Here is a 13,815-nt window from a genome sequence, read left to right as displayed (position 1 = left end):
ATATGACGGTGTTCACAAAGTTCCTTAATTTTTACTTTTGGTTACATATTTTTTCTTTTTGAAACTAAATCTTTATCTTTGTAGCACTTTCACGGTAGCGAAACGTTAGTTTGAATGGAAAGATGCCTGCAGACACATAAAGACACCAAACTCTCATCAATAGTTCCGTAAATTTTTATTGACAGAACTTATTGAAGGCAGTGGCAGGTGTCATAAAAAAAACCATGAGGGTAATAAATAATGATGAAGCGCAATATTCTGGCAGTGATCGTCCCTGCTCTGTTAGTAGCAGGTACTGCAAACGCTGCAGAAATCTATAACAAAGATGGCAACAAAGTAGATCTGTACGGTAAAGCTGTTGGTCTGCATTATTTTTCCAAGGGTAACGGTGAAAACAGTTACGGTGGCAATGGCGACATGACCTATGCCCGTCTTGGTTTTAAAGGGGAAACTCAAATCAATTCCGATCTGACCGGTTATGGTCAGTGGGAATATAACTTCCAGGGTAACAACTCTGAAGGCGCTGACGCTCAAACTGGTAACAAAACGCGTCTGGCATTCGCGGGTCTTAAATACGCTGACGTTGGTTCTTTCGATTACGGCCGTAACTACGGTGTGGTTTATGATGCACTGGGTTACACCGATATGCTGCCAGAATTTGGTGGTGATACTGCATACAGCGATGACTTCTTCGTTGGTCGTGTTGGCGGCGTTGCTACCTATCGTAACTCCAACTTCTTTGGTCTGGTTGATGGCCTGAACTTCGCTGTTCAGTACCTGGGTAAAAACGAGCGTGACACTGCACGCCGTTCTAACGGCGACGGTGTTGGCGGTTCTATCAGCTACGAATACGAAGGCTTTGGTATCGTTGGTGCTTATGGTGCAGCTGACCGTACCAACCTGCAAGAAGCTCAACCTCTTGGCAACGGTAAAAAAGCTGAACAGTGGGCTACTGGTCTGAAGTACGACGCGAACAACATCTACCTGGCAGCGAACTACGGTGAAACCCGTAACGCTACGCCGATCACTAATAAATTTACAAACACCAGCGGCTTCGCCAACAAAACGCAAGACGTTCTGTTAGTTGCGCAATACCAGTTCGATTTCGGTCTGCGTCCGTCCATCGCTTACACCAAATCTAAAGCGAAAGACGTAGAAGGTATCGGTGATGTTGATCTGGTGAACTACTTTGAAGTGGGCGCAACCTACTACTTCAACAAAAACATGTCCACCTATGTTGACTACATCATCAACCAGATCGATTCTGACAACAAACTGGGCGTAGGTTCAGACGACACCGTTGCTGTGGGTATCGTTTACCAGTTCTAATAGCACACCTCTTTGTTAAATGCCGAAAAAACAGGACTTTGGTCCTGTTTTTTTTATACCTTCCAGAGCAATCTCACGTCTTGCAAAAACAGCCTGCGTTTTCATCAGTAATAGTTGGAATTTTGTAAATCTCCCGTTACCCTGATAGCGGACTTCCCTTCTGTAACCATAATGGAACCTCGTCATGTTTGAGAACATTACCGCCGCTCCTGCCGACCCGATTCTGGGCCTGGCCGATCTGTTTCGTGCCGATGAACGTCCCGGCAAAATTAACCTCGGGATTGGTGTCTATAAAGATGAGACGGGCAAAACCCCGGTACTGACCAGCGTGAAAAAGGCTGAACAGTATCTGCTCGAAAATGAAACCACCAAAAATTACCTCGGCATTGACGGCATCCCTGAATTTGGTCGCTGCACTCAGGAACTGCTGTTTGGTAAAGGTAGCGCCCTGATCAATGACAAACGTGCTCGCACGGCACAGACTCCGGGGGGCACTGGCGCACTACGCGTAGCTGCCGATTTCCTGGCAAAAAATACCAGCGTTAAGCGAGTGTGGGTGAGCAACCCAAGCTGGCCGAACCATAAGAGCGTCTTTAACTCTGCAGGTCTGGAAGTTCGTGAATACGCTTATTATGATGCGGAAAATCACACTCTTGACTTCGATGCACTGATTAACAGCCTGAATGAAGCTCAGGCTGGCGACGTAGTGCTGTTCCATGGCTGCTGCCATAACCCAACCGGTATCGACCCTACGCTGGAACAATGGCAGACACTGGCACAACTCTCAGTTGAGAAAGGCTGGTTACCGCTGTTTGACTTCGCTTACCAGGGTTTTGCCCGTGGTCTGGAAGAAGATGCTGAAGGACTGCGCGCTTTCGCGGCTATGCATAAAGAGCTGATTGTTGCCAGTTCCTACTCTAAAAACTTTGGCCTGTACAACGAGCGTGTTGGCGCTTGTACTCTGGTTGCTGCCGACAGTGAAACCGTTGATCGCGCATTCAGCCAAATGAAAGCGGCGATTCGCGCTAACTACTCTAACCCACCAGCACACGGCGCTTCTGTTGTTGCCACCATCCTGAGCAACGATGCGTTACGTGCGATTTGGGAACAAGAGCTGACTGATATGCGCCAGCGTATTCAGCGTATGCGTCAGTTGTTCGTCAATACGCTGCAGGAAAAAGGCGCAAACCGCGACTTCAGCTTTATCATCAAACAGAACGGCATGTTCTCCTTCAGTGGCCTGACAAAAGAACAAGTGCTGCGTCTGCGCGAAGAGTTTGGCGTATATGCGGTTGCTTCTGGTCGCGTAAATGTGGCCGGGATGACACCAGATAACATGGCTCCGCTGTGCGAAGCGATTGTGGCAGTGCTGTAAGCATTAAAAACAATGAAGCCCGCTGAAAAGCGGGCTGAGACTGATGACAAACGCAACATTGCCTGATGCGCTACGCTTATCAGGCCTACGCGTCCCCTGCAATATTTTGAATTTGCACGATTTTGTAGGCCGGATAAGGCGCTCGTGCCGCATCCGGCATAAACAAAGCGCACTTTGCCAGAAATCCAGGCCCGCATTAAAAGCGGGCTTTTTTATGTGCCTTACCAGACGGGCATTTCGTCTTGCAGGAAGGGATTATGCAGGCGTTCATAACCAAGTGTGGATAATGGTCCGTGACCCGGAATAAATGTCACGTCATCCCCCAGTGGCAGCAATTTATCTTTGATTGAAGAAATCAGTTGATTATGATCGCCACGCGGGAAGTCACTGCGCCCTACTCCGCCTTTGAAAATAACATCGCCAGAAATCAGCAGCTTTGCCCGATCATCAAAAAACACGACATGACCCGGCGTATGCCCAGGGCAATGTAACACCTGTAAAGTCACATTCCCTATGCTGATGGTATCGCCTTCGTTCAGCCAACGATCTGGCGTCAGCGGCTGGCACTCTTCCAGACCAAACATACGACTTTGCGCAGGCAAGCCTTGCAGCCAGAACTCATCTTCTTTTTCCGGGCCAAAAACCGGCACGCCGTAATGTTGCGCCAGTTCCGCCGCTGCGCCAACGTGGTCCAGATGACCATGCGTCAGCAGGATCTGCATCAGTGTCAGGCCGCTGTCATCAACTTCCTGTTTGATTTTTTCCGCATCGCCGCCAGGATCGACCAGTGCGGCCAGACGGGTTTGTTCACACCAGATTAATGAACAGTTCTGGGAGAATGCGGTGACCGGAATAATACGATAGTTCATACTGCCCCTGTTTCGTTAAGCAATTACTACCAGTGCCGTGCTGGCCCGGTATCAATATGCACAAAGTTACTACGTGGATAATATCCTACACCACCTGCGCGCATAGATAACGCGGCTTTGCGAATATTGCTTAACGCGATACCTTCAATATGGAAATCCATCGCCTGGCCTTTAGTGTGATAGCTTTTCTTCGCTACTCCACGGCTGCGGGCGCGTAGTTCATTGTTGGTATCAATAGAACGATAACCGGAAATGAGTTGCACCGGTTTGCGCGTGCCTAACAACCCTTGCAGGCGATACAACTGGTCGAATAATCCTGGGTCGATGGACTTTATTTTGTTCGCGCGGTAATCGCGGAAAAAATGGTTAAGTTTTGCCAATTCTTCCTGAATATAGCCTCTGCCATCGAAAAACTCCGCTTTGATTGACTCTCCGGTATGAAGATTATTGAGTGTCAAAATGCGCGGGCGTGGGGTAGAGAGTGTTGCAAACGCAGGGGTCGGCAGGATGGCGGCACCGAGTGCAACGCCACCAAGCGCCAGCAATTTGCGGCGATTAGCGTCGAATTTGTCCATGATAATCAAGTCTACAGGTCAATGTTATCGTTTATATGCACTTCTGGCGCACAAGAGGCACCTTAACCGCCCGTAAAGCAGACGTCAAGATGACTCAACCCCAGCAGTGACGGGGGCTGCAGAGAATCGCCCCCAATCATGCTAATTATTACGACAACTGATTTCCCCGAACTACTTCATTTACCTGATTAATTGTTCCGCTTTCGATACGATTTGCGAGCTGGATCGCGCAGGCAGATCATAATTGTAAATATCTGTACGATACTGGGTACGACCATCTGCACCAACAAAGGCCGTCAGGTAGTAGAGATTCACCGGAATCGACTGCCGAATATTGACGTAACGTGTATCACCCTGCTTCAGCGCATCAGAAATACGTTTGTCATTCCAGCCTGCATCCTGCAACAGCATATTCGCCAGATCGGAAGCTTTATTCACTCGTACACAGCCTGAGCTCAATGCGCGTGTATCACGCTTGAACAGATTGTGGTTCGGCGTGTCATGCAAATAAATGGCCTCTGAACTCGGCATATTGAATTTATAGCGCCCCAGCGAGTTCCGTGGGCCTGGAGCCTGCTGGAAGCGGAACGGTAAATTCGAGGCCGTGATTGTAGACCAGTCAACCTGCCATGGGTCAATCGCTTCTCTGCTGTTCCAGCCGCGCATCACCGTATAGCCATGGCTTTCGAGATATCCCGGATCGTTGCGCACTTTTGGCAGAATATCTTTGCGTGCCAGAGTTGGAGGTACGTTCCACGGCGGGTTTACCACTACGTTGTTAAGGGCACTGCTCATCATCGGCGTTTTGCGATCGGGGCGACCGACAATGACTCGCGAATCCAGCACCTGATTGCCGTTCTGATAGTAGACCAGCGAATAGGCCGGAATGTTAACCATGATCCCGGTAGAAAGCTCTGTTGGCAGCAAGCGCAATCGCTGGATGTTGAGAGCCAACACGCCAGCACGCTGGGCGGGCGTTACGTTTAACCAGTCACGTGTTGCCGGGCCAATAGCACCATCTGCCCCCAATCCTTGCCATGCCTGAAAACGTTTAACGGCTTCCACCAGTTCATTATCGTAGGCGGCGCGAACGGCAGGCGCAGGTTTACTACGAGATGTCGTTTGCTTGTCCATCGGCTTAGTTTCTGCTGTTTCAACAGTAACAGCGGATGGGCTGACTACCGCGTCAGTTGGCGTGTCATCGCCAGGTAGAGTAATTTTCGGCCCCCCGTCCAACATGCCTGTGCGTTGCAATATTTCGCGCAACGCCGGTACGTCGTTACTCCACTGCCCTGGGCGCAACGTTGCTTTGCCGGTCAGTTGGGGCCACGGTTTGGTGTCACTGAGTAAGGCCAGTAACGATTCATGCATCGCCGCATATTGCGGATGCTGCGGTGCCAGTCCAGCAACAAACGTAGGCAATTGACCTTTATCCAGCGCCAGCTGCCATTGGTTAATCACCGAGAGCGGCGGCGTTGCAAGTGCATAAGGTTTACTGCTATATAGCCAGCGAGTGCCTTTGACCGGAATATTTGCAATGAAATGGAGATAGCCCATCATCGCATCAGAGAGCACTACGTCGCGTGCCATCCCGTTAACACCAGGATCGGTCAGTAACTCTACCCATTTATTAAACTGCGGCTGGAAACCGGCAATCGCCACCTCTGCCAGCTGTTGCTGGAAGGCTTTAACAGCATCACGGTTTTCCCACATGGGTTGCATATCGCGTGCGGCATACAACAGTTGAAGCTGGTTAAGATAAACCGGCTTGTAACCTGCGGGTAATTGAGATTCGATTTGCGTGCGGGCTTTTTCTGCCGCACCTTCAGGCAATGGCTGGATCCCCGCCATTATTGCCGTGGCTTGCGCCTGCGGCAGTGCCTCGCCCTGTTCACTGACAGCCACCGGGCTGTCGCCAGGGATTACTTCAGGCTCATCGGCCTGCGCATTGAACAGTGGAGCGAATGTTACGGCCAGGCACAAACTGATTGCCGACAGCCGACGACCACACATCATATTAAGCAACATCCCTTGCCCCCTGTTTTTATCATACTCTGAATAGCCAGGCTGTTATTTTACGACTTGCCTGTACAACGCCAATACTCACGAAAGTATGACGAGCAAGCCTGTTACTCATCAGGCTTATCTTCAGTATATAAACGCCGATACGTTTTTACATAACCTAATGTAAAGAAGTTTAAAGAAAAGCGCGCCGTAATGTGCCACTTTTTTAGTGCAGAAACGGCGTTTTCGGAAAAAGAAAAGGCGGCATTGCTGCCGCCTTAATTTTAACTCGCCTGAGAAGGCGCTTCGTCACTTCCTGGAAGCGTTTCAGGGAGTTGCGGCGCAAATCCTCGCAGGCCGACGACGTGAACGTGTTCGGTATTCTGGAAGACTTTACGCACCAGTTTATAGGTGGTGCCTTTCTCCGGGCTGATATTTTCCGGCGCTGCGATGATGAGCTGCATTTGCAAACGTTCACACAATTCAAACAGCGTGGCGATAGAACGAGCATCCAGTCGCGCTGCTTCATCGAGGAACAGCAGGCGGCAAGGAGAGATATCTTTACCGCGCAGGCGGCGAGATTCATCTTCCCAGCTTTGTACCACCATCACCAGAATCGACATACCGGTACCAATCGCCTCACCGGTCGACAATGCACCAGACTCTGCGCGCAACCAACCATCGGAACCACGATTAACCTCAACTTCCATTTCCAGATAGTTGCGGTAATCCAGCAGTTCTTCGCCAATGGTCTGCGGCGTGCGCTGCCCCATATCAATCTGCGGGTTAAGACGTTGATACAGTTTCGCCAGCGCTTCCGAGAAGGTCAAACGGTTGCTGTTAAACAGATCCTGATGCTGCTCGTGCTGTTCAGAGAGCACATCCAGTAGCATGGCGTGCGTTTCACGCACGTTCACGTTGAGACGCACGCTGTTCACCTGACCAAACGATACGTTCTGCAACCCCTGGTTGAGCATACGGATACGGTTCTGCTCGCGCTGAATGGTTTTGCGAATGATGTTCGCCACGCTGCGGGAACTGATCGCCAGTTTCTGTTCACGGGAGGTTAATTCTTCGGTCAGACGGCTAAGTTCAATCTCCATCTGTTCGATAGCTTCCACCGGATCATCGGTACGAATAATATCCTGACGAATACGTTCACGCAGATGCTGATAAACCGCCACGAAGAACTGAATTTTACGCTCCGGACGTTTCGGATCTTCCGACATGCGCAGCACGTCGCGCAGATGTTCGTTATCCGCCACCGCCAGACGCAGCGCACCTAACGCCTTATCCGACATGGAACGCAAATCATCAGCGGAGAGATAAGCCAGCTCACGACGGTGTAAGCGGCGCTCAACGCCGTTATCTTTCACCATGCGCATCACCGCACACCAGCCCGCTTTGGCGGTCACTACCTGCTCGCGCATCTCAAAGTAATCCCGCTCCAGCTTGCGCAGTTTGCGGGTCAGGTTGTCCATCTCCGCTTCGCAGAAGGTAAGCGCTTTTTCCAGTTGATTGCGGCGTGAACGGTTATTGCTCAGTTGCGCATGCAGCTCGTCACGGCGAATACGCGCCCGCTCTTCTGCCCCGCTATCAGCACGCACGCCGATATCCTGCAATTCACGTTGCAGATCGTTGAGTAGCTCTTTTTTGGTGTCGTAAGAACTTTTCAGCGAAGCCAGCACCTGGTTGTACTGACTCAACTGCGCTGCGTGACCGCGCAACGCTTCGCGAGCGCGGGTACGCTCCGCTTCCGCCTGTTCCAGACGTTCACGCAGTTTTTCGTTGAGATCGCTGTTACCGCTAAGCATTTCTGCCGAGTCAGAATAGCTAAAGTGCGCACGACGCTGCACCACTTCCGTCAGGGCAAACGCCTGCTGACGGGCATCGCGCTGCATCTGCTGAGAGTACGCGTAATCTTCTTTTAACTGTTCGAACTGTTCCGGGTCGCTCTGCAATACCGAAACAATCGGTTCCAGTTTCGCCAGTTGATTGCCAAACTGCTGAACAAAACGCGCGGCTTCCTGGGCTTCATCCAGACGTTCGCGGATTTCATCGACGCGATCCGCCAGGCTGTCATCAGCCAACAGGTTGAGACGCGGCAGAATGCGGTTCAGCGCCGTAACGCCCTCTTTCGCCTGCTCAAACTGAATACGCTGCTGCTGGTTATCATTTTCATGATTACTTAACGCCCGCTCCAGTTCGACGCGACGGCTGTTCAGTTGACGGATTTCTGCTTCCGGGTCAGACTCAAACGCAACCGCCAGATGACTGCCGATAAAGCGGCTGAACGCCTGATGCAGACGCTGAGTTTTCTGTACATCAAAGGAGAGCGTGGCGAAGCGTTCGGAAAGCACTTCACGCTCGGCATGGAGGCTTTCAATACGGCTTTCACGCGCAGCACGACCAAACAGCGGCACTTCCGGGAAACGTGAATAACGCCACTGACGATCGGCGATTTTCACCACTACCGCTTTTTCCAGCTCATCAACGCTGAACACGCTGTCATCGAATGACTGCGGATCTCCTTCGATCAGATAGAGATCTTCCGGGCAATCGGTCAAGCCTTCCAGGTGTTCAGTTACCTGTGACAGATCTGGCACCACGATGGCGTGGCGTGACGGGCCATACAGCGCTGAGAAGTACGGCGCATCTTCCAGGCTAACGTCGTCATAAATTTCTGACAGCAGCACACCACCAAAACGCTCCGCCAGCGCGTTCAGACGCTGATCTTCAGAGCCGCCAGGCTGGCTTAAACGTTCGATCTCTTCATCGACGGCGTTTTTGCGCGCGCCCACTTCATCGCGTTCAACAATCGCTTCTCGCTCACGCTCCAGCAACTGTTGCAGATATTCGGTGACGTCCTGGCTGGAGGTAAACTCTTCGCCGCACTGTTCGCTCAACTGGTTGAGACTGTTTTGCGCTGCCAGCCAAACCGGCGCACGCTGCATCAAACTCTGAATGCGAGACTGCAGCTGTTCCTGTTCCTGGCGCAGTGCCATGCGCTCTTCACGGGCGTTAGACACGCTATCGGAAAGAGAGGCAATGCGTGCTTCCAGTTCCTGATGCAGGGCTTCCAGTTCGGCGATATCAAAATTCTTGCCCTGACGTTTGCAGAAATCTGCCAGCAGACGTTCGGCTTCTTGCTGCTCGCGCAGACGCTGTTCCAGTTCACTTAAGCGCATCCGCAACGGTTGAACCTGCTCTGCCAGGTGACGCTGATCGACCCCTTCGCGCAATAGTTCGCGAGCGACATCCCACGCCTCGTTACGCGCCAGCGGGCCGTTGATTGCCACCACCAGCTGATAAGCCTGCTCAAACTGGCTGTGCGCGGTTTGCGCCATGCTCATTTTCTGCTCAAGAGAGAGCATTTTTTCAGTCGCTTCCAGCTCTTTCGCCTGGAAGGTTTCCAGCCATTCGGCGGCGCTGTCGGCGGTTAAGTCCGGCAGATGGCACAGTTCTTTGGCGCGATTAAGCGCAGCAATCGCCTGGTTATACTGGATCGCGCGCGTTTGCTGGACGTCCAGCGCCTGCTGGTAGTCAGCAAGCTGGCTTTTCAGCTCGTCCACTTCCAGTTCGGCAGCTTCCGCGCGAGCCTCGTTCTCTTCCTGGCGTTCGATGGCTTCTGCCACCACTTCGTTTTGCTCTTCCAGACGGATCTGCAGCTCATCGAGATCCGCTTCGTAGCGTTCGATCTTCTCCTGCTGACGCAGTGCGGTTTGCACCAGGTTCAGGTGATCGCTGGCCGCCTGATAATCCGCTTCCAGATCGCCTTCGGCACTGTTGTGCTCTGCCAGCTCACGCGCCATATCGACGTGTTTGTACTGCTCAGCCGCCAGTTGCTGACGCGAAGTATGTAACTCGCGACGAAACTCCAGGGCTTTGTCGAGATGGACACGGCGCTCGTTGGCGTGACGCATGTAGTCCGCCGCCACGTAGTTGGTAGCTTCGCTGATCAGATGCTTAAACAGGTCACGGTCCGACTGGGTGACACGAATCGCTTCCAGCGTCATACGGTTTTCACGCAGCGCCGCTTCCATGTCCTGGAACGCTTTACGCACGCCGCTGTTTTCCGGCAACAGGTAGTCGCGCAGAGAACGGGTAATGGCACTGGAGATCCCGCCATACAGCGAAGCTTCGATCAGACGATAGAATTTGCTACGGTCAGATGCGGAGCGCAGACGACGCGCGATGATGCCCAGATCGAACATCAGCGAGTGGTAATCAGTAATGGAGTTGAACTGTTTAAACTGCACGCCTTCCATCGCCTCGAGCTTGTCTTTCAGCTCGTTAAGCGGCAGCACGCGCGCCTGGCGTTCGTTCAGGGTTTCGGTCACCAGCTGTGTCGGCTGCACCGACATCGGCAGTCCCTGAATGGCAAACGGCTTGATATCCACTTTACGATCGCGTCCGGCAACCTGTTGCAGACGCACACCGACCACCACGCGCTGGTGGCGCGAGTTAATGGTGTCGAGCATCGAATAACAGACACCCGCTTTCAGCTTACCGTGCAGACCTTTATCGCGCGAACCGCTGGTGGCCCCGGCTTCCGTAGTGTTACGGAAATGCAGCAGGGTCAGGTCGGGGATCAGCGCCGTAACGAACGCCGCCATGGTGGTGGATTTACCCGCCCCGTTACCGCCAGAAAGCGTCGTGACCAGCTCGTCAAGGTCAAAAGTTCGGGCAAAAAAGCCGTTCCAGTTAATCAGCGTCAGTGAGCGAAATTTACCGCGTTCAATCATTATTCTTCCTCTCCGCTATCTGGCTGATTCTCTTCGGTTTCATCGTTGAGTTGCAGATGATTTTCAATCGGCATTGCTTCGCCATCACGAATCAGGCGACGCTGTGCTTCACGGGGATCGTCGCCAGCACGCACATCGGCTCCGAAGCGGAACACCGATTCGGTAATGCGAAACTTGCTGCTGTCGTGGCCCATAAACCACACCATGCCTAAACGACGCAGACGGTTGAGCGAAGAACGTACTTTCTCCTGCAACTTCTGACGGTCAACGTCTGAACCGGTTGAACGGTTGTTCACCAGTTTCAGCAGTTTTGCTTCATCGGCCAGGGTGAGCAGTTCGTCGTACAGTTCCTGCTGGGTGAAAATCCCCTCATTCGCCAGCCGTTCCGGGCTGAGATAGAGATAACAGAGGATTTTCCCGACCATCATATCCAGTTCCGACAAGACGGAACGAGGGATCAGCGTGGTGGAACGTGGGCGTAAATAGAAGAACCCTTCTGGTGCGCGAATAAGCTCAACGTTATAACGCGCGTAAAACTCTTCCAGATATTCCTGAAAATCCATCAGGAATGCATGATTATCCAGTTCGTCGAGGCCAATATGGCGGCCTGAACGTAAGGCGCTGTCCAGCGCCGGAAATAACGGATTCGCCAGCGCCTGCGCCAGCTTAACCGGCATCACTTGTTCAATATTTGTCGATGACATGCGCCTGTACCTTGGCTCCGTAATCATTAATCGGCTGCCATTTCGCTGGCAGTCCGGTGAAATCTGCTTGCGCTACGCCAAGACGTACCGCCTGATCAATAACAATGCGCGCAACGTCAAAGTGACGTGCACGCGGATACTGTGACAGATATTCGCGTACCACCAGACCAAGATCCAGCGGCACTTGTCTGGTTTTGTACACGGCAAGTTGTTCTTCGATGATCGCCGCCAGCTGTTCGCGGATCTCGTTAAACTCTTCGTATTCCAGATCCTCAGGAAGTTCCCCAGTCACTTCTTCATCGCGCAGTGCCATCTCTTCGTCACGCATATCCAGCAGACGATCGGCATTGGCATAAGTTAGCGCCCACGGCTCATCAAAATAGGTTTGTACCGACTGACGTAACCGCTGAGCAAAGACGCGGTTTTTATCCATATCGATCGCGGTACGAATAAATTTGTGTACGTGGCGGTCGTAGCCAATCCACAAGTCGATGGATTGCTGGCCCCAACTGATAATACGATCGAGTTTGCTCTGCAGATCGAACACCAGACGATCGACGAAATGCAGATCGTCATGGGTCATCGTCGCATCCTGAATGCGCAACAGATTAGCCTGCAATTTGTCGCCTGCCGCTTCCAGCGTATCCTGCAATTCACGCAGCGTTCCGGAAGTTTCCGAAAGCAACAATTCACAGCTGGAAATCGCCGCCCGCCAGTCTTTGTTCAGCAACTGGGCGATATCATCCTTCACCTGCTGCTGCTGTTCATCCATCAGACGTTGCGTCAGGTCGATACTGTCGAAAATTTCTGCTACCGAATATTTCAGTGGAGCATAAACATTACGGTGCCAGTGAAATTCATCACCGCCCTCTTCGGCGGCATCTGCTGCGCGTTTGAGCTCACCCGCCACAATCGACAACTGCATAGAAAGGCGCAGCGTAGAAAACTCGCGCTGACGAATGTAATAGTCAGTGATGCCGATGCCGAGCGGCGTCAGACGGTAAATTGCGTTCCCTTCCGCCTGCTCGCTGGTAAAGCGGTTCAGCAGACGTTGACGCACCATGTCGTTGATCGCGTTATTGGCGCGCACGCCGATGGTTTCGCTGGTTTGCTCAAACGCATCACTCACATGGCGGAATGCATCCACCAGCTCGCCTTCACTCATCTCACCATCCAGACGCTCGCCGTTCAGCGTGGCAACCGCCAGCAGAAAAGAGAGTCGGTCTACCGGCAGCGAGATGGAGAAGTCATTTTTTCTGGCCCAGGCAACCAGTTCGGGGACTGTCTGGGAAAATTCACTCATACTTTATCCTTGCTCTGCGGTTTGCGCGCGTTGACATGAATATAACGCCCCAGGGTAATATACGGTTCCTGACGGCAATAACGCGTTTCTAATTCAAGTAATGCTTCATAGCAGTCGCGCTGCTGGTGCTTCTCGCGCAGATAATCATGAAACACGCGAACGCCTGTCTTACCCATAATTTGCCAACCAGCTTCTTCCAGCCACAGATAAACCTGCGCCGGGTCGCGTGGATAATCTGGCGAAAGCGTCCGTTTTTTCTTTTTCGGCATTCCCGCCTGCACGTAATCAAAATTCCCGGCGACCATGTTATGCATCAACAAACCATGCGCATTGTAGAACATTAACGACAACACGCCGCCTGGACGCAACACTGACCACAGGGTCTGCAATACACTGCGGGGATCGGCCACCCACTCGAGCACCGCATGGAACAATATCAGATCAACGGGCGTTTCCAAATGCGAAGCAACATCCTGAGCGGCGCAATGTATAAATTGCATGTTGTCGCTCACACCTTTTGCTTCTGCCGCCTGTTTTGCGCGGTCGATCATCTGCGCAGAAAGATCGCATAAAATGACCTGATGCCCACGCTCGGCCATTTTGATTGCGGTCTGCCCTTCTCCACCGCCAGCATCCAGCACACGCAGTTTTTGCGGGCCCATTTCCGCCAGCACGCGATCGAGATCCTGCCACAGAATAGCCTGTCGAAGCTGCCCTTTGGTGGTGCCGTAAATGTTACGGGAAAACTTTTCCGCAATATCATCAAAATTGCGATCCTGCATTGCTTTCTCCACCGGTTGGCTAAGACGTTTTCTGATAAAGACGCTATTTTGTCACAGCCACGGCGAGAATGAACCCGTCTGGTGTAATATCGCTGGCGATCCCTTGCTATATGGTTAAAAAAGGAACCA

9 protein-coding genes are annotated in these 13,815 nt (G+C 52.2%); 2 read left to right on the top strand and 7 right to left on the bottom strand.

Features of this window, described 5'->3' with window-relative positions:
- The first annotated feature begins 240 nt into the window (after positions 1-240).
- Both ompF and aspC read left to right on the top strand, forming a co-directional pair.
- Positions 241-1,329 carry a porin OmpF gene (ompF, locus tag QZF50_RS09575; protein WP_000977920.1) on the top strand — a complete coding sequence of 363 codons (1,089 nt, stop codon included), beginning with the start codon at positions 241-243 and terminating at the stop codon, positions 1,327-1,329.
- 184 nt (positions 1,330-1,513) lie between these two features.
- Complete coding sequence (aspC, locus tag QZF50_RS09570; protein WP_000462687.1) at positions 1,514-2,704, top strand: aspartate transaminase; 1,191 nt, start codon at positions 1,514-1,516, stop codon at positions 2,702-2,704.
- Between the two features lie 221 nt (positions 2,705-2,925).
- On the opposite strand, the gene gloC is transcribed toward aspC, so the two are convergent.
- The 7 genes from gloC to cmoM all read right to left on the bottom strand — a co-directional run bounded on the left by gloC (position 2,926) and on the right by cmoM (position 13,686).
- Positions 2,926-3,573, bottom strand: a complete 648-nt coding sequence (gene gloC / locus QZF50_RS09565; RefSeq protein ID WP_001109487.1) for a hydroxyacylglutathione hydrolase GloC — start codon at positions 3,571-3,573, stop codon at positions 2,926-2,928.
- A gap of 26 nt (positions 3,574-3,599) precedes the next feature.
- Entirely contained in the window at positions 3,600-4,148 is a 549-nt protein-coding gene (locus QZF50_RS09560) for a YcbK family protein (RefSeq protein WP_001295932.1), read from the bottom strand.
- A 180-nt stretch (positions 4,149-4,328) separates the two neighbouring features.
- Positions 4,329-6,176 carry a L,D-transpeptidase gene (gene ldtD / locus QZF50_RS09555; protein WP_000925997.1) on the bottom strand — a complete coding sequence of 616 codons (1,848 nt, stop codon included), beginning with the start codon at positions 6,174-6,176 and terminating at the stop codon, positions 4,329-4,331.
- Between the two features lie 260 nt (positions 6,177-6,436).
- Positions 6,437-10,897 carry a chromosome partition protein MukB gene (mukB, locus tag QZF50_RS09550; protein ID WP_001471316.1) on the bottom strand — a complete coding sequence of 1,487 codons (4,461 nt, stop codon included), beginning with the start codon at positions 10,895-10,897 and terminating at the stop codon, positions 6,437-6,439.
- Positions 10,897-11,601 (bottom strand): chromosome partition protein MukE, encoded by a 705-nt coding sequence (gene mukE, locus QZF50_RS09545; RefSeq protein WP_001295347.1) that lies wholly within the window; start codon positions 11,599-11,601, stop codon positions 10,897-10,899. Before mukE ends, mukB begins: the two co-directional genes overlap by 1 nt.
- Positions 11,582-12,904, bottom strand: a complete 1,323-nt coding sequence (gene mukF, locus QZF50_RS09540) for a chromosome partition protein MukF (protein WP_001288850.1) — start codon at positions 12,902-12,904, stop codon at positions 11,582-11,584. The genes mukE and mukF overlap by 20 nt, the downstream gene beginning before the upstream one ends.
- Positions 12,901-13,686 carry a tRNA uridine 5-oxyacetic acid(34) methyltransferase CmoM gene (gene cmoM, locus QZF50_RS09535; protein WP_061892236.1) on the bottom strand — a complete coding sequence of 262 codons (786 nt, stop codon included), beginning with the start codon at positions 13,684-13,686 and terminating at the stop codon, positions 12,901-12,903. The genes mukF and cmoM overlap by 4 nt, the downstream gene beginning before the upstream one ends.
- Between the last annotated feature and the right edge of the window lie 129 nt (positions 13,687-13,815).

It is taken from the genome of uncultured Escherichia sp., from assembly GCF_948475835.1.
Taxonomy (GTDB): Bacteria; Pseudomonadota; Gammaproteobacteria; order Enterobacterales; family Enterobacteriaceae; genus ECMA0423.
Note: the sequence above shows the minus strand (reverse complement) of the source record. Positions and strands in the feature narration are given on the sequence as shown.